We start from the raw sequence: 16,979 nt of genomic DNA on the forward strand, positions 1-16,979 counted from the left end.
GGAAACTCCTTATACGAAGATTTAGACCGTGTCCGGGGACGGGTTCTGCGGTCCCTGGATCTGGCGCGCGCTCACGTTACCGAAGGTGCGTGCGAGGTCCATTTCGGACTCGAGCACCGCGGCCAGCCGCCGCACGCCCTCGCGGATCCGCTCCGGCGTCGGGTAGCAGTACGACAGGCGCATCTGGCGGCTGCCGAAGCCGTCGGCGTAGAAGCCGGTGCCGGACGCGTACGCCACCCGCGCGGTCACCGCACGCGGCAGCATCGCCTTCGTGTCGACGCCTTCCGGCACCGTCACCCAGACGTAGAACCCGCCGTCCGGCTTGGTCCACGAGCAGCCCGGGGGCAGGTACTGGTCGAGCGCGGAGAGGATCGCGTCCCGCCGCTCGCGGTAGTTCTCGCGGAACTTCTTGATCTGGCCCTTCCAGTCGTGGGTGGCCAGGTAGCGCGACACGATCATCTGGTTGAGCGTCGGCGGGCACAGCGTCGCGGACTCCGCCGCCAGCACGAGCTTCTCGCGCACGGCGTGCGGCGCGAGCACCCAGCCGACGCGCAGGCCGGAGGCGAACGTCTTGGAGAACGAGCCGAGGTACACGACGTTGTCGGGGTCGGTCGAGCGCAGCGCCGGGTACGTCTGGCCGTCGAAGCCGAGCAACCCGTACGGGTTGTCTTCGACGACCAGGACGCCGTGTTCGCGGCAGATCTCGAGGATCTCCGCGCGGCGCTCGACGGCCAGCGTCACGCCGGCGGGGTTGTGGAAGTTCGGGATCGTGTAGAGGAACTTGACCCGGCGGCCGGCCTTCTCCGTCCGGTCGAGCGCCTCGCGCAGCAGCGAGGGCACCAAGCCCTGGTCGTCCATCTCGACGTGCACGACCTGCGCCTGGTACGCGGCGAACGAGCCCAGCGCGCCGACGTACGACGGGCCTTCGGCGATCACGACGTCGCCCGGGTCGCAGAACAGCCGCGTGACCATGTCCAGGCCCATCTGGGAGCCGACGGTCACCACGACGTCGTCCGGGTGCGCCTTGATGCCTTCCAGGGCCATGATTTCGCAGATCTGCTCGCGCAGCACCGGGACGCCGTGGGCGGAGCCGTACTGCAGCGCGACGAGACCCTCGTCCGCGATGATCTCCGCCACCTGCGCGGACAGCGTGTCGAGCGGGAGCGCGGCCAGGTTCGGCATGCCGCCGGCGAGCGAGACGACCTCGGGCCGGCTGGCCACCGCGAACAGCGCCCGGATCTCCGAGGCGGTCATCCCGGCGGTGCGCGCGGCGTACCGCTCGAGGTGCGGGTCGAGGTTCTGGCGGCCGCTCTGCGGCTTGCTGGGGCGGTTCTCGGTCATCGACGATTCACCCGGGGCTCGGTGTACAGGGGCTGCTCCTGAGGAGCACGGCGGATCCCATCGAGTGTAACCGGGCACCCATCAGGACCCCCTGGCCTTTCGGCGCTTGTCACATCGGCCTATCCTCGACCATGGCTCCCGTGTTCGTGCCGTGGTCAAGCGCGGCTTGACGACCGGGCAGCCGGTCGGGAGCGCAGGTCAGGGAGGTCGCGGGTGTCGCGTCGCGTCGTGGGCGTCACACTGGACAACCTGGAGCACCTGCCGAAGAGCTGCCGCAGGTGCGTCTACTGGGAACTGGCCCCGCACCTGAAGAACCAGGCCGAGGAGTTCGGCGCCACCGAGGTCGAGAAGGAAGCCTGGGTCTCGAGCGTGCTGCTCGAGTGGGGCTCCTGCGGCCGCATCGTCTACAGCGACACGCTGCCGGTCGGGTTCGTGCTGTACGCCCCGCCGAACGCCGTCCCGCGTGCGCTGGCCTTCCCGACGTCGCCGCCGAGCGCGGACGCCGTCCTGCTGACCGCGTTCCAGGTGCTGCCGGAGTTCCGCGGTGGCGGGCTCGGCCGGATGCTGGTCCAGGCGGTCGCCAAGGACCTCACCAAGCGCGGCGTGCGCGCGATCGAGGCGTTCGGCGACGCGCGCCCCGAAGAGCTGGATCCGGACGGCGGGCACAGCTGCGTGCTGCCGGCCGCGTTCCTGCAGAGCGTCGGCTTCAAGACCGTCCGCCCGCACCAGAAGTGGCCGCGCCTGCGCCTCGAACTGCGCTCGGCGATCACCTGGAAGGAAGACGTCGAGGCGGCCCTCGAACGGCTGCTCGGCCAGGTGACGATCACCACCGCCGAGCCCAGCCTCGGCCGCGCGTAGCACCTGCCCGCAAACGTTTGCGCCGACGGATTCCGTCGTGTGCGCACGACTGTGGAAGAAGTGCCGAGTTATCCACAGAGCGCTGATAGACGCGGTGGACAAGCTGTGGAGAACTGCCCTCGAACCTGGGGACGGCACGCGCGCGTCCCCAGGTGTGGTGGGACAGGTGAAGGTGAGCCGCTAGGGGTTGTGGTCGGCCCTATTCGGCCTTCGCGAGCTCGTGCGCCAGGACGTCGGCGAACGTGAACGTTCCCGTCGGCTGGTCGCCTTCGCCGAGCAGGTACAGCCGCTTGACGGCGATCAGGATGCCCTCGGCGACGATGTCGCGGAACGCCGGGTCGCCGAGCTTGCGGGCGTCGTCCGGGTTCGTCAGGTAGCCGATCTCGACCCGGACGGCCGGGCAGCGGGTGCGGGTGAAGATCTCCCACGTCTTGTAGTGCGTGCGGTTGTCCAGCATGCCGGTGCGGGCCGCGACCTCGCGCTGGATGAAGCCGGCCAGCAGTTCACCGACGGTGGACGTGGTGCCGTTGCCGGTGCCGAAGTGGAAGCTCGCGATGCCCTGGGCCCGCGGCGAGCGGTTGCCGTCGCTGTGCAGGGAGAGGAACAGGTCGGCACCCGCGTCGTTCGCGAAGCGGGCGCGCTCCAGCTCCGTCGGGCTGTGGTTCGGGCCGCGGGAGATCAGCGCCTCCATGCCCGTGGCCTTCATCCGGCCTTCCAGGCGCCGGGCGAGGTCCCAGGAGATGTCGGCCTCACGCAGGCCGTTCGCGACCACGCCGAGGTCGTCGCCGCCGTGGCCGGGGTCGATCACGATGCGCTTGCCGCGCAGGCGCGGACCGGCCTGGCGCACCTGCTCCTGCTCGCGCAGGAACACAGGACGGCCGCCCCGGGCCCGCGGCGAGGACAGGCGGTGCAGCTCGCGGATGGTCGCCGGGCCGCACATGCCGTCCGGCGAGAGCCGCATGTCGCGCTGGAACGTCTTGAGCGCGCGCTCGGTCGCCGGGCCGAAGTAGCCGTCGGGGCGGCCGGCGTCGAAGCCGAGCTCGGTCAGGCGCTCCTGCAGCGTGAAGACGTCGTCGCCGTGCACCGGCGCGGCGATCGAGTAGGACAGCAGCCGGCTGCCCAGGTGGTAGCTGGCGCCCTTGAGCGCCTGGAAGGTCGCCGGACCCACGAGGCCGTCGGTCATCAGCCCACGGCGCTGCTGGAAGGCACGGACGGCGTGCTCCACGGCGACGTCGAACGTGTCGTAGCCGTCGGTACCGGTGACCGGCGGGAGCAGGTCCATCCCGGCCAGGATGGACCTGATCTCGGCGACGTCCGGACCGGCGTCACCGCGGCGGAGTACCCGCATGCACTCCTCGCTCTTCCTAGGGCACCGACCGGAGGCTCGGTGCGTGGCAAGAAAACCTTCGCTGGGACGGGCCCAGGTCCTCTATTGTGCCTTGCCAACTCTCGGTGACAGCGCAGGCCCGGTAGGTGCGTCAAGAGCCCGATAGTGGAGCACTCCCGGTGGTCCTCGTCACGCTCGATTCACCCACACCGGGCGCATTACCCCCGAACGTACGGAACCCGGGGTCCGCGGGAGGGTTCCCGCAGGCCCCGGGTCCGCCGGGTGTGGTCCGCGTCAGAGGACGTCGGCGAGATCCGAGAGCAGCGCGGCCTTCGGCTTCGCGCCCACGATCTGCTTCACCGGCTTGCCGCCCTGGAACAGGATCAGCGTCGGGATCGACATCACCTGGTAGTCACGCGGCGTGTTCGGGTTCTCGTCGATGTCGATCTTGGCGATGGTGAGCTTGTCACCCTTCTCGGCCGCGATCTCCTCGAGCACCGGGGCGACCATCTTGCACGGGCCGCACCAGGTGGCCCAGAAGTCGACCAGGACGGGCTTCTCGCTGGTCAGGACCTCGTCGACGAACGTCGCGTCGGTCACCTTGACGGTGTTGGCCATGGTTTCTCCTCCAAGGGGTGGTTGAACGCCGGAAAGTCAGTTGGTGCCCGCGCCGTAGCCGCCGCCGACGAGCTCGGCCGCCTCGTGCGCCGCCGACTCGCCGTGCTCCGCGAGCCATCGTTCCGCGTCGATCGCGGCGCTGCACCCCGAGCCGGACGCGGTGATCGCCTGGCGGTAGGTGCGGTCGACCAGGTCGCCGGCCGCGAAGACGCCGTCGAGGTTCGTGTAGGAGCTGCGCCCCTTGGTGATGACGTAGCCGTCCTCGTCCAGGTCGACCTGCCCCTTGACCAGCTGGCTGCGGGGGTCGTGACCGATGGCGACGAAGAAGCCCGACACGTCGAGCGTCGACTCGGAGCCGTCCTTGGTGTCCTTGAGCTGCAGGCCCTCGACCTTGCCGTCGCCGAGCACCCCGGTGATCTGCGAGTTCAGCTGCCACTTGATCTTCTCGTTCGCGCGGGCGCGCTCGAGCATGATCTTGGACGCGCGGAACTCGTCGCGCCGGTGGACGATCGTGACGGACTTCGCGAACTTCGTCAGGAAGGTCGCCTCCTCCATCGCCGAGTCGCCACCGCCGGCGACCACGATGTCGTGGTCGCGGAAGAAGAAGCCGTCACAGGTCGCACAGGCCGAGACGCCGCGGCCGAGCAGCTCCTGCTCGCCCGGCACGTTCAGGTACCGCGCCGCGGCACCCATGGCGAGGATGACCGCGCGGGCGGCGTAGCGCTTGCCGTTCGCGACGACGTACTTGACGTCCCCGGTCAGCTCGAGCGACTCGACGTCCTCCGCGCGCAGCTCGGCGCCGAAGCGCTCGGCCTGCTTGCGCATCTCCTCCATCAGGTCCGGACCCATGATGCCGTCGCGGAACCCGGGGAAGTTCTCGACCTCGGTCGTCGTCATCAGCGCGCCGCCGAACTGCGTGCCCTCGAACACCAGCGGTTCCAGCTGGGCTCGTGCCGCGTAAACGGCAGCGGTGTATCCGGCAGGACCCGACCCGACGACGATCAGGTTCCTGATTTCTTCGGCAGCCACCCGTGACCTCCGCTCGTAGTGACCTGTACCAGGCTCAACACGATCGTAGGTGGCCATGTTCCCAGCCGTGACAGCGCTCATGGGGGTTCCGGGTGGCGGAGCCCCGGGACCGGGGCGGAGCCCCGGATGTCACAGCCGCTACTTCTCCCCGACGACCTTGTCGAACAGCACAGCCGGGTTGCCGGGGCCGCAGTCCGCGCCGAAGGCCACGAGCCGGAACTGGGCGAGCTTTCCGGTGGTCAGGATGATCATGACGCCGGCCTTGCCGCCGACGTTGACCGGGCGGATGCCCTCGGGCCGCACCTTCGGGTCGAGCCCGGCGGCCGCGATGCACGCGTCCAGCCGGTCCTCGTTCTGCAGGGGGCCGAAGTCGCGGACGCCGACCGCCTTGCCGATCAGGGCCTGCGCGCCGCTGCCGTCGCTGTCGACCGACGGGCCCGTGGGTGCCGGGGCGGCCACGTTCGGCGTGCCGCTCTGCTGCGACGTCGACGGGATCGCGACCGTCACGGCGACGATCGCCGCCGCGGCCGCGGTCAGGACGCCGGCGGCCCAGCCGAGCCGCTTGTTCCGGCGCCGCCGGGCCGCCGCGAGGTCCACCACCTGGGCGTCCTGCGGTGCCGGACCTGCCTGGCGCGGAAACCTGGCCGCTGCTTCGGCGGCCAGCGCCGCGTCCAGCCGGGCGGCGAACTCCGCGGGCATCGGCGGGGCGGGCGCGTCGGCGAGCGAGGCGAGGTCGGACTGCGTCGAGTCGAGGGCGTCGAGGATCGCGCGGGCTTCGGGATCGGCGTTGACCAGGGGCCACAGCTCCGCCGCCCGCGTCTCGTCCAGGACACCGGCGTGGAGATCGGCGAGCACGTCGACAGACCAGGGCGGACCGACGGTCCCCCCGATCCCCCGGCTTTCGTCCGTCATCGTCCCTCCCCGCTACCCGGCTGACGCCCGGCCCGTTTGCTTTCGTGAGTTGGGACGTTCGCAATCGCATCGGGGTTCCGCAGGTGTCCGAGAACCTTCGCGAGTTTTCCCCGGCCGCGCGCGCACCGGCTCTTCACGGTGCCTTCGGCGATGCCGAGCATCTTCGCGGTCTCGGCGACCGAGTACCCCTCGACGTCGACGAGCAGGATCGGAGCCCGCTGGTCCTCGGGCAGCTGGTCCAGCGCCTGCCGCACCAGCAGGCTGGTCTCCCGCTCGGCCATCGAGTCGCGCGGGGTGGCCGGCTCGTTGAAGCCGGTCTCCGGCAGCGGCACGGTCGGCCGGGCCTGGCGGCGGCGGATCCGGTCGAGGCAGGCGTTCACCACGATCCGGTGCAGCCACGTGGTGACCTGCGACTCCGCGCGGAACTTGTCCGCGGCCCGGAAAGCCGAGATGAACGCGTCCTGCAACGCGTCCGCGGCCTCCTCCGGGTCCCGGACCGTGCGCAGGGCGACAGCCCACATGCGGTCGCGATGTCGCTGGACGAGTTCGCTGAACGCATGAGGGTCCCCCGCGGCGTGAGCCGCTATCAGATCCGCATCCGTGGGAGCTGCAGCTGTCACCCGGCAGAGCCTACTGACCCTGTCGGGTGCGTCACCCCGCAGGCAGGAAGGTCAGGTCACCGATCTGGGTGAGGTACTCGCCGTCGCTGCCGCCGAGCTGGGTGATCCAGATGATGAAGAACTGGCCCTGCGTCGGCTGGGCGAGCGGGATCGTCGTGTCGCCGTCCTGGAGGTCGCCGTTGCCGACCACCTTCGTGTCCGCCAAGTCGGGGTTCTTCTCGGTCGCCGAGCGGATCTCGACCTTCGTGCCCGCGGTGCCGCCGCTGACCTTGACCTGGCTCAGGTTGATCGGGTCCTGGAACGTGACGACGAGCCCGACCCCGGGCTTGATGGTCGGGAACTGCTGCTTGTACTGCTCGGTCTTCCACACCGTGCCGGGGTCGCCGTCGATCGCGTTCTTCGCCCGGCCGGGGTTGTCGCCCTTGCCCTCGGGGTTGTAGACGGCCACGGCCTTCGGGTCCACCGGGGCGCCCAGCGCGGCCGACGACGGCGGCGGCGGCGACGACGACGCGGGCGGCGGGGCGGCGGACTGGCTCGACGCCGGCGGCGCCGCGACGTTGATCGTCGGCCCGCTCGCCTTCGAGTCGCCCTGGAAGACGTTGATCAGCATCAGCCCGCCCCAGGCGAGGATGACGACGGTCGCGACCACCAGCACGGTGACGCCGAGGGCGAGCTTGCGCCGCCGCGCGACGTCCTTGACCGGCTTCTTCGTGGTCCAGACCGTGCCCTCGGGCTCGGCCGGGTCGCCGCCGACGGCCTTGATCAGCTGGGTGCGCTCTTCCTCCTCGGCCACCTGGTCGAGGACGCGCAGGATGGCCGCGCTGGTGCGGATGCCGCCGTTGCCGCCGTCCTCGATCGTGCGCACGGCCAGCGACGACAGGTCCGCCGGGACCGTCGGCACCAGCTGGCGCGGCGGGACGATCCGGCCCTGTGGCGACATCGGGGCCGGCGGGATCGCGGGCGGGCCGCCGGGCAGCGCCCAGCGGCCGGTCAGCAGCAGGTAGAGGACCGCGCCGAGCGCCTTGACGTCGTCGCGCAGCGTCGCCTCCGGCAGCGGGCCGGGGAACGCGAGCTTCAGCGCGCCGTTCGGCGTCAGCCGCAGCCGCTGCGGGTGGTCGAGCCCGAGGACGAGCCCGTTCTGGTGGGCCTGTTCGACGGCTTCGGCCAGCGCCTGGACCATCCGCGCGGCCGCGCCGGGGGCCACCGGGCGCTGCGCGACGAGGTCGACCAGGTCGCTGCCCTTGGTCCACTCGGCGACCACCACGCCGAGCAGGCCTTCGCTGGAGGTGATGCCACTGCCGAGCGCGAGGACGTCGAGCACGCGGGCGACACCGCCGTGGCCGAACTTGGACGCGTGCGTGGCGCGTTCGAGGGTGCGCCGGGCCTGGCGGGCCGCTTCGGGGTCGGCCGGGTCGCCGACCAGCAGCGTCAGTGCGACGTCCCGCTTCAGCTGCCCGTCCCGGGCGCGCCAAAGGTGGGCGTCACCCCGCTCGTCCACGCCGAACTGCGCGAGGAGGCGGTAGCGGCCGTCGCCGACCACACGCCCGGGGGCCAGCGATCCGACCTGGGCCTTGCCCACGTGGTTCGCACCCCCCGCCTGTTCGCTCCGCCTCGTGTCCACCCTCACTCGCTCCCGCTCGATCCCCGTTTTCGAGGGTACCCAGAATACGACGCGGGAGTCGTCGCCATCCGTACCGGAATCGTTACCCCCGCTTGATCAACCGGGTGAACCTCGAAGTCGCCGGTTTCAGCTCCTCCACCTTGAGCGCCATCAGCACGCCGAACGAGACGACGATGCCGACGATGCCCTGCAGGAAGAGCTTGACCCACGCCTGCAGCGTCGGCCCGAACGAGTCCGGCACGACCTGGCCGGCCACCCAGGCCGCGCCGACGCCGAGCCCGCTCGCCACGACCGTGAAGAGGATCACGCCGATCACCCGCTTGCTCCGCAGGTTACCCAGCGTCACCCAGAGCCACACCTGGCCCAGGATCGCGCCGACGACGAACGTCAGCGCGTTGACCATCATGACGCCGAGCACGACGTTGTCCGGCGACAGCAGCACCGGGCACAGGTACAGCAGCGGCACCTTGACCAGCGTCATCACGATCATGATCAGCGTCGGCGTCCGCGCGTCCTTCATCGCGTAGAAGACGCGCATCTGGAGCATCACCAGCGCGTACGGCAGCAGTGCGAACGCCGAGATGGCCAGCGCGTCGCCGAGCCGCTCGGCCGTGTCGACCGTGCCCTTGCCGAACGTGAACAGCGCGATGCCGATCGAGCCGCCGACCACGGTCATCACCGCGGAGATCGGGACGAGCATCACCGTCGAGATCCGCGACGCGTAGGACAGGTCGCCGATCAGCTTCTTGTGGTCGCCGTCGGCGGCCGCGCGGCTCATCCGCGGCATGATCGCCGTCAGCAGCGAGACGCCGATGACGCCGTACGGCAGCTGGAAGAGCAGCCAGGCGTTGCTGTAGGCCGTCACACCACCGGGTGAACCGCTGGTCAGGACGCGCGTGTTGATCGTGTAGCCGATCTGGCTGACCGCGACGTACCCGAGGATCCAGAGCGCGAGGCCGCCGAACTCCTTCATCTGCTTGTCGATGCCCCAGCGCCACTTGAACCGGAAGCCGGACCGCAGCAGCGGCGGGACCAGCAGGATGGCCTGGGCGACGATGCCGCCGGTGACGCCGATGCCGAGCGTCAGCACCTTCGGGTCGGTGATCGACGGGTGCGCGGTGTCGATGTCGCCGGGCATGACCCAGACGACCAGGATCGTGAAGATGACCACCAGGTTGTTGATCACCGGCGCCCACGCGGTCGGACCGAAGATCTGCTTGGCGTTCAGCACCGCCGAGAGCAGCGCGAACACGCCATAGAAGAAGATCTCGGGCAGCAGCAGGTAGGCGAACGCCGTGGTCAGCGACGGGCTGGCCTTGCCGGAGCCGTCGACGTACAGGCTGGTGAACGCCGGCGCCGCGACCACCGCCACCAGCGTGCCGACCAGCAGCAGGGTGAACGCCACGGTGATCAGGCGCTGCGTGTAGGCCGCGCCGCCGTCGGGCTCGTCCTGCGAGCGGACGAGCAGCGGCACCACCACGCTCGCGAGCACGCCACCCATCAGCAGCTCGAAGATGATGTTCGGCATCGTGTTGGCGACGTTGAACGAGTCGTTCGCGATGCCCTGGCCGATCGCGCCGACCAGCAGCAGCTTCCACAGGAAGCCGGTGATCCGGCTGATCAGCGACGCGATCGCCATCCGGCCGGACGCCTTCGCCAGCGACGGCGCCTTGGCCGGCGCCTCTTCGTCCGGCCTCGGCTTGACCAGCGGCCCCTTGAGGGCCGGCATGACCTGGGTGGCCAGCGCGTCGTAGGGGCGCATGACGTCCGGGTCGGCGACCGGCCAGCGCGAGTTCATCGGGACGCCGGCGGTGCGCGGGATGAACCGCGTGGCCTCCGGGTCGGGCGGGCGCTGGGCCTCCTCCTGCCACGGCCGCACCGGCGCCGGACGCCGGGGCGCGCGGCCGCGCGGGGGCACGGGCGTGCCCGGCGGCGGAGTCCCGGGCGGCACCATCGGCTGGGACGGCTGCGGGAGCCGCCCCTGCTGCGAAGGCGGACCCTGCTGGACCGGCGGACCAGGCTGGACCGGCGTGCCCGGTGAGCCTGGCTGGACCGGCGAGCCCGGCTGGAGCGGTGAGCCCGGCGGGTTCTGCGGTGGCGGGCCCTGCTGACCCTGCGATGCCGGGCCTACCGGGTTCTGCGGCGGCGGCACCGGCTGGATGCGGGTGGGCGCCGGGCCACCGGCGTTGCGGGGCGGTTGCCCGCCGCGCGGGGGCGGGCCCGGTGGCGGGACGCGGCGCGGCGGCCGGTCCTCACGCGGCAGCCGGTCTTCCGGCGGCCAGTCGTCCCGGCGCGGCCGATCTTCGGCGGGCCAGTCCTCACGTAGGCGCTCGTCGCGGCGCGGGCGGTCCTCCAGCGACCGGTCGTCACGAGGCCGCTCGTCGCGGCGCGGGCGATCTTCGGCGGGCCACTCTTCGCGACGCTGCCGGTCCTCGCGAGGTCGTTCGTCCCGGTGGGGGCGGTCGTCGGCGGGCCACTCGTCGCGGGGGCGCTCGTCGCGGCGCGGGCGGTCGTCGGCGGGCCGGTCCTCGCGGCGCGGGCGGGCTTCGCGCGGTGCGCGGTCTTCCGGGGGCCAGTCTTCGCGGGGCCGGTCGTCGCGGCGGCGGCGGTCGCGCGGGGGTGGGCCGTCCTCGCGGATCGGGCGTTGGTCGCGGACCGTGGCGTCTTCGGGTGGGAGCTGGCGCGGGCGTCCGTTGCGGGGCGCCTGGCGGCGGCCGCGCTCCGGTGGCGGAGGCGGCTGCTGGCGGCGGGCCGGCTGGGACGCTCGAGGCGGCCCGTCAGTCCGTTGCGGGGGCGGAGCGCCTTCGCGCCGAGGACGACTCGCACGCTCGGGTGGTAAGCCCGGCTCTCTCTCCAACGCGTGCCCAATCCTCGGTGCTCGTCTCCGGTGCCGCGGCCCGGTGCCGCGCACGTGCGGACCAAGGGTAATCGGGAACCGCCCGGAACACGCGAACCCCGACCGATCAGTCCACTATGTCGCGACCCGCGCGGGCGTCCTTCACCCGCCGGTAGATCCGGCGCGAGGCGAGCAGGAGCAGCGCCACACCTGCGGCAACGGTCGCGATGATGGTGATCGCGCCGTACTCGGTGGACGTCAGTTCGAACCGCGCGGGTGACCCGAGCGGGGTACCGGTGGGCGTGCTCAACGACACATCGACGCTGAACCGGCCGGCCCGCAGTGCCTCGACCGGGAGGAAGTAGTTCCGGCCGCCGCCCGCCGGGAACGAGCGGACGCTCGTGTCGTCCGCGCGCAGGCCGGTGTTGTTGTCCAGGGTGAACCGGGCCGTGATCCCGACCGGGAGGTCGTTGACCACGTACACCGGCAGTGGCGAGTTGCCCGACGCCAGCGCGATCGTCTGCTGCGGCTGGGAGACGGTCACCCGTGAGCTGATCGCCGTGATCTCGGCGGTCGCGTTCGCGGTGGCCGCGTCGGCGGGCAGGCCCCGCCAGCCGGCCGACGCGCCGCGCAGCTCGGCCAGCCGGACCGGGGCGACGACGTCGTCCGGTTTCACCCGTTTGGTGGGGTCGAGCTGCATCGAGGAGGCCATCCCGGCGGCCTTGCCGTCGATGTCCGCGAGGGTCGAGACGACCGACGGGTCGGTGCTCGCGTCCGGGTTCTCCCCGCCGTCGCCGACCGCGCTGGAGCCGCCCGGGTCGGCGGCCAGCAGCGTCGGGAGCGAGGTCGCCGTGACCAGCCCGGCGTTGAGGTAGTTGCCGACCTGCTGCAGGTACGCCGTGAGCTCGGCGGCCGGGGCGTCCCACCGCCGGGGCGGCGCGACGAGCAGGTGGTCGGGGCGTTCCTGCCCGGCGGGCTGGCCGAGGCCGGCGCGGAAGGCGAGGGCGCCGAGCCCGTTCTGGCTCGAGATGGCCCGCTCGGTGCTGGCCGCGACGGTGACCGAGTCGGGCACGCTCGGCACGCCCGTCATGGCCGAGGAGATCAGCGAGTCGGTCGGCTGGGCCCGCACGGTGCTGCCCTGCACGGTGACCCCGCCGCCGGCCGCGGCGGGCGCGAGCCTCCCCGCGTCCGTGAGCACCGTGCGGACGCCGGCCTGGGTCAGCGCGGTGAGCACCGCATCGTTGAGCGTGCCGTCCGGCCAGAGCACCCCGGTCTGCGGCGTGACGCCGGCCAGCTGCTGGATCGTCGCCGCGCCCGCGGCCGCGCGGGTCACCAGCGAGGTGTCGCCGGGGCGGATCTGCGAGACGGTGTTCAGGTCGGCGTCGGCGAACGGCATCGCCACCGCGCAGCGGCCGACCAGCAGCGCCCGGAGTGACGCGAGCCACGTCTTCGCGGTCTCGGCGCCCCTGCCGGCGACGTTCCCGGCCTCCGTGTGGACCTGGTAGCCGCCGCTCATCGCCTCGACCGTGGCCAGCAGGTCCGGGTCGAGCGCGAAGCACATGGACCGGGCGAGGTTCGGGTCGCTCTGCACGGCCGTCGACGCGGACGTGACCAGCGCGTTCAGCCGGCCGTCGGGGCCGATCTCGTCGGCCAGCCGGTCGTCGCGCAGCACCAGCGGCTGGCCGAACGGCGCCGCGTAGACCTGCGGGACGCTGCTGGTCAGCGGCCAGAGCAGGGTCATGCTCGGCGCGCCCGCCGACGAATGCCCGGCCGTTTTGCCCGCCCCGGACAGCACGGGCATCAGCATGCTGACCGCGGCCAGCCGCGCCGGCCCGCCGAACTCGGGCGTCCCGTTCACGTTCACCAGCAGCGGGTAGACGCCGGGGCGGCTGAGCTGCGCCGCCTTCGCGCCGGTCAGGTTCACGGTGATGGCCAGGGGCGCGCTCTGTCCCGGCTCCAGCACGTCCGCGAGCGAGGTGAACTCGGTCAGCGGGGAGTCCTTGATGACGGCGCCGGAGAGCACGTCGCCGATCCCGCGGGACGTCGTCTGCCGGTCGCCGACCTGCAGGCGGACCTGCGGGCGCGTGACCTTCCGGTCGCCGGTGTTGGTCACCTTGCCGGCGACGGTCAACGTCGTCGTCGAGCTCGTGATGACGCGCGGGTTGAGCTGCGTCAGGTCGACGCGAAGGCGGGCGCCTTCCTCCGCCTGGGCCACGGTGGCCCCGGCGAGGGCGGGGACGGCCAGGAAGAGGACGGAAAGGAAGGCTGCGGCGAACCGCTTCACTCGGGGGCTCCCTCAGGGGCGTGCTCGTCTCGTCCGTGGACGTCCGGGCGCGCGAAAAGTTCCTCGATCAGTGGGCCGGCCTTCCGGACGAGCTTCCGCTCGTCGGAGTAGGCCAGCTTGGTCTCCAGCTCGGCCAGCGGGACCCAGGCCACCTCGGTGACCTCGACGTCTTCGTCGGACAGCTCGCCGCCGAGCGCTTCGAGCAGGAAGTGGTGCACGGTCTTGTGGATGCGCCGCCGCTCCGCCACGAACCAGTAGTCGATGGTCCCCAGCGGGCGCAGCACCCGCGCGTCGATGCCGGTTTCCTCCCGCACCTCGCGCACGGCGGTCTGCTCCACTGTCTCACCGTCCTCGATGTGGCCCTTGGGCAGCGACCAGAGCAGTCTGCCGTGCCGGTCCAGCCGGCCGATCAGCACCGCCTGTTCGCGCTCGGCGTCCACCACGAGGCCACCGGCCGACGTCTCGTCGACCGTGGTCAGACGCCTGCCGCGCTGACGCCTGCGCCGCCTGCGCGGCTTCGAGGCGCCGGGGCGGCCGGCTGATCCAGACATGCTGCGATGCTAGAGCAAACGGTTGCCCCGGTAGGCTGGCTCTCCGTGTCCTGTCCGGTGGTGCCTGTAGTAAATCGCACCTGGAACGTAGTGGGATTTTCGTGAACGACGTGGTCGCCAAGGAGAACGCGGTGGTCGAGCTGATGCGGCTCTCCCCCCTGGCGGACGAACTGGCCGAGAGGTTCGCCAGGGCGGGACACCGCCTGTACCTCGTCGGCGGCAGCGTGCGCGACGCGCTGCTCGGCCGGCGCTCCGGCGACCTCGACTTCACCACGGACGCGCGGCCCGACCGGGTGCTGAAGATCGTCAGCGAGTGGGGCGACGCGGTCTGGGACGTCGGCATCGCGTTCGGCACGGTCGGCGTCACGAAGAAGGGCATGCAGCTCGAGATCACGACGTTCCGGGCCGACAGCTACGACCGCGTGGGCCGCAACCCCGAGGTCACCTTCGGCGACAGCATCGAGGGTGACCTGCTGCGCCGCGACTTCACGGTCAACGCGATGGCCGTCGAGCTGGCGACCAAGACGTTCATCGACCCGCACGACGGGCTGAGCGCGCTGCGGGAGAAGGTGCTCGACACACCGGCGACGCCGCAGGAGTCGTTCGCCGACGACCCGCTGCGGATGCTGCGGGCCGCCCGGTTCGCCGCGCAGCTGGGCTTCACCGCGGCGCCGCGGGTGGTCGACGCGATGACCGCGATGGCGGGCGAGATCGACCGGATCACCGCCGAGCGCGTGCAGGCCGAGCTGTCGAAGCTGCTGCTGGCCGACGACCCGCGGCCGGGCCTGGAGCTGCTGGCCGACACCGGGCTGGCCGACCGGGTGCTGCCCGAGGTCACCGGGATGCGGCTGGCGATCGACGAGCACCACCAGCACAAGGACGTCTACCAGCACTCGCTGACCGTGCTGGCCCAGGCGATCGACCTGGAGAAGACGCACGAGCCGACGTCGGAGCCGGACCTGATCCTGCGGCTGGCGGCGCTGCTGCACGACGTCGGCAAGCCGGCGACGCGGGAGTTCCAGCCGGGCGGCGGGGTGAGCTTCCACCACCACGAGGTCGTCGGGGCGCGGATGGCCCGCAAACGTTTGCGGGCCCTGAAGTACTCGAAGGAGATCGTCGACGACGTCTCCCAGCTCGTGTTCCTCCACCTGCGGTTCCACGGCTACGGCAAGGGCGAGTGGACGGACTCGGCGGTCCGCCGGTACGTCACCGACGCCGGGCCCCTGCTGACCCGGCTGCACAAGCTCGTCCGCGCCGACTGCACCACCCGCAACCGCCGGAAGGCCGCGGCGCTGCAGGCGACGTACGACGACCTCGAGGCCCGCATCACCGCGCTCAAGGCCAAGGAGGACCTCGACCGCGTGCGGCCGGACCTCAACGGCGAGCAGATCATGGAGCTGCTGGGCATCAAGCCGGGGCCGGACGTCGGCAAGGCGTGGAAGTTCCTCAAGGAGCTGCGCCTGGACCGTGGGCCGCTGGAGCACGACGACGCCGTCGCGGAGCTGAAGAAGTGGGCCGCCGAGCAGGGAATCGGGAAATCCTGACCGATTCACGCCGAATTCCGTGGATCGCTGGACCTGGCCGTCGCGGATCGGTGATACTCCCTAACCTCGGTTCACCGACGTGACCAGGGGGTTGTCCGTCCGATGTCCACGGAAGCGCCCGGGCCGCCCAAACCGGGCAGCTTCTTCGTGGCGCTGCTCCGGCAGGGCGCGCCCGCGATCGCGACGGCGACCAGCGAGCTTTCGGACGAGATCGGCGACCCGACCCCGATCCACGCGCTGAAGCGGATCTCGAAGATCGCCGGGCCGATCGACCCGGCCCGGCGGGACGGCCTGCTGCTGCGCGCCACCCGCTACGTCGTGCTCATCCCGCTGGCCTACCGGCTGCTCGCGGTGCCCGGCCAGTTCGGCGTCTACGTCTTCCAGCACGGCACGACCGGGCTGCTGCCGGTCGGGCTGTTCACCCTGCTCTCGGTCGCGGTGAACGTGATCGGCTTCCGTTGGATGTTCCGCTCGGCGCCGTTCCGCGGGCGGAACGCCGGGAAGCTGCTGGCCGCCGACCTCGTCTTCACCGTGCTTTCGCCGCTGGTCCTCGCGCTGACCGTGCCGTCCGGCGCGTACTTCGACGCGCTGGCGGTCAGCAGCGTCCACCTCTTCGGCGAGGCGGGGCTGCTGACGCTCGCCCTCGGCGTCCCGAGCGGCCTGGTGTTCGGGCTGCTCAGCTTCCCGCTGCGGATGCTGGCGAACTGGGTCAACACCGGCCAGTTCCACGTCGGCGCCGCGTTCTCGACGTACTCGGCGCTGCTGGCCGAGCTGTTCCTGGCCACGGCCGCGCTGGTGCTGACCGGGCTCGGCACGCGGCTGGCCCTGGCCTACGGGACCCGCAACGGCCGGCTCGCCGAGCGTGCCCAGCAGCACCGCATGCTGCACGACACCGTGCTGCAGACGCTCGAGGCGATGGCGTTGTCCGGCACGTCGAACGCCGAAGAACGGCTCGTCGAGATCCAGCGGCTGGCGCGTGCGCAGGCGATGGAGATCCGGCACACGATCGAGTCGGCGGCGTCCGAGCGGGCCGAGGACGGCGCCCGGCCGCTGGGCGAAAAGCTCGCCGCGCTCGCCGCCGAGATGGCGCGCGACGGCCTGCGCGCCCAGCTCGTGGTGGCCGAATTGGACGACGACACGCTGTCCGAGGTCCGCCAGATCGCCATCCGCGACGCGGTGCGCGAGGCGCTGCGGAACACGATGAAGCACTCCGGCACCGACCGCGTGGTCGTGCGGGTCGAGGAGCGCGACGGCGGGATCGCCGTGATCACCCGCGACCACGGCAGCGGCTTCAGTGCGGCTGACCACCCGGCGGGCTTCGGCATCAGCGAGTCGATCACCGCGCGGCTGGCGGAGGTCGGCGGGACGTCGCGGGTCGAGTCGGGACTCGCCGGGGGCGGCACGCGGGTGACGTTGTGGGTGCCCTTCTGATATCCCC

The 16,979-nt window shown here is 71.7% G+C and carries 13 protein-coding genes; 3 read left to right on the forward strand and 10 right to left on the reverse strand.

What is annotated here, in order from left to right; genetic code table 11:
- Nucleotides 1-21: 21 nt before the first annotated feature.
- A complete protein-coding gene (locus tag ACYVLJ_RS09580) occupies nt 22-1,341 on the reverse strand; it encodes an aminotransferase-like domain-containing protein (RefSeq protein WP_451970770.1) in 1,320 nt (439 codons plus the stop codon).
- A gap of 213 nt (nt 1,342-1,554) precedes the next feature.
- On the opposite strand from ACYVLJ_RS09580, the gene ACYVLJ_RS09585 reads away from it, so the two are divergent.
- Entirely contained in the window at nt 1,555-2,199 is a 645-nt protein-coding gene (locus tag ACYVLJ_RS09585; RefSeq protein WP_451970767.1) for a GNAT family N-acetyltransferase, read from the forward strand.
- Between the two features lie 199 nt (nt 2,200-2,398).
- Here the strand turns inward: ACYVLJ_RS09585 and ACYVLJ_RS09590 are convergent, their stop codons facing one another.
- The 9 genes from ACYVLJ_RS09590 to ACYVLJ_RS09630 all read right to left on the reverse strand — a co-directional run bounded on the left by ACYVLJ_RS09590 (nt 2,399) and on the right by ACYVLJ_RS09630 (nt 13,997).
- Nucleotides 2,399-3,547, reverse strand: coding sequence for an N-acetylmuramoyl-L-alanine amidase (locus ACYVLJ_RS09590; RefSeq protein ID WP_451970764.1), 1,149 nt, complete (start codon nt 3,545-3,547; stop codon nt 2,399-2,401).
- Between the two features lie 273 nt (nt 3,548-3,820).
- Nucleotides 3,821-4,144: a thioredoxin gene (trxA, locus tag ACYVLJ_RS09595; RefSeq protein ID WP_072475336.1), complete on the reverse strand. Its 324-nt coding sequence runs from the start codon at nt 4,142-4,144 to the stop codon at nt 3,821-3,823.
- 36 nt (nt 4,145-4,180) lie between these two features.
- Nucleotides 4,181-5,173 (reverse strand): thioredoxin-disulfide reductase, encoded by a 993-nt coding sequence (trxB, locus tag ACYVLJ_RS09600; RefSeq protein WP_451970761.1) that lies wholly within the window; start codon nt 5,171-5,173, stop codon nt 4,181-4,183.
- A 138-nt stretch (nt 5,174-5,311) separates the two neighbouring features.
- Nucleotides 5,312-6,085, reverse strand: coding sequence for a hypothetical protein (locus tag ACYVLJ_RS09605; protein ID WP_460438368.1), 774 nt, complete (start codon nt 6,083-6,085; stop codon nt 5,312-5,314).
- Complete coding sequence (gene sigM / locus ACYVLJ_RS09610; RefSeq protein WP_451970754.1) at nt 6,082-6,705, reverse strand: RNA polymerase sigma factor SigM; 624 nt, start codon at nt 6,703-6,705, stop codon at nt 6,082-6,084. Before sigM ends, ACYVLJ_RS09605 begins: the two co-directional genes overlap by 4 nt.
- Before the next feature lie 31 nt (nt 6,706-6,736).
- The gene (locus ACYVLJ_RS09615; RefSeq protein WP_460438369.1) at nt 6,737-8,326 is read right to left on the reverse strand and encodes a protein kinase family protein; all 1,590 of its coding nucleotides are present in this window, start codon (nt 8,324-8,326) and stop codon (nt 6,737-6,739) included.
- 82 nt (nt 8,327-8,408) lie between these two features.
- Nucleotides 8,409-10,277, reverse strand: coding sequence for a murein biosynthesis integral membrane protein MurJ (murJ, locus tag ACYVLJ_RS09620; protein WP_451971979.1), 1,869 nt, complete (start codon nt 10,275-10,277; stop codon nt 8,409-8,411).
- Nucleotides 10,278-11,289: 1,012 nt separating this feature from the next.
- A complete protein-coding gene (locus tag ACYVLJ_RS09625; RefSeq protein ID WP_460438370.1) occupies nt 11,290-13,446 on the reverse strand; it encodes a DUF6049 family protein in 2,157 nt (718 codons plus the stop codon).
- A complete protein-coding gene (locus ACYVLJ_RS09630) occupies nt 13,443-13,997 on the reverse strand; it encodes an NUDIX hydrolase (RefSeq protein ID WP_451970742.1) in 555 nt (184 codons plus the stop codon). The genes ACYVLJ_RS09625 and ACYVLJ_RS09630 overlap by 4 nt, the downstream gene beginning before the upstream one ends.
- Before the next feature lie 101 nt (nt 13,998-14,098).
- On the opposite strand from ACYVLJ_RS09630, the gene ACYVLJ_RS09635 reads away from it, so the two are divergent.
- Nucleotides 14,099-15,541: a CCA tRNA nucleotidyltransferase gene (locus ACYVLJ_RS09635; RefSeq protein WP_451970739.1), complete on the forward strand. Its 1,443-nt coding sequence runs from the start codon at nt 14,099-14,101 to the stop codon at nt 15,539-15,541.
- 102 nt (nt 15,542-15,643) lie between these two features.
- Nucleotides 15,644-16,972, forward strand: coding sequence for a sensor histidine kinase (locus ACYVLJ_RS09640; protein WP_460438371.1), 1,329 nt, complete (start codon nt 15,644-15,646; stop codon nt 16,970-16,972).
- Nucleotides 16,973-16,979: the final 7 nt, after the last annotated feature.

It is taken from the genome of Amycolatopsis stemonae (assembly GCF_054781455.1).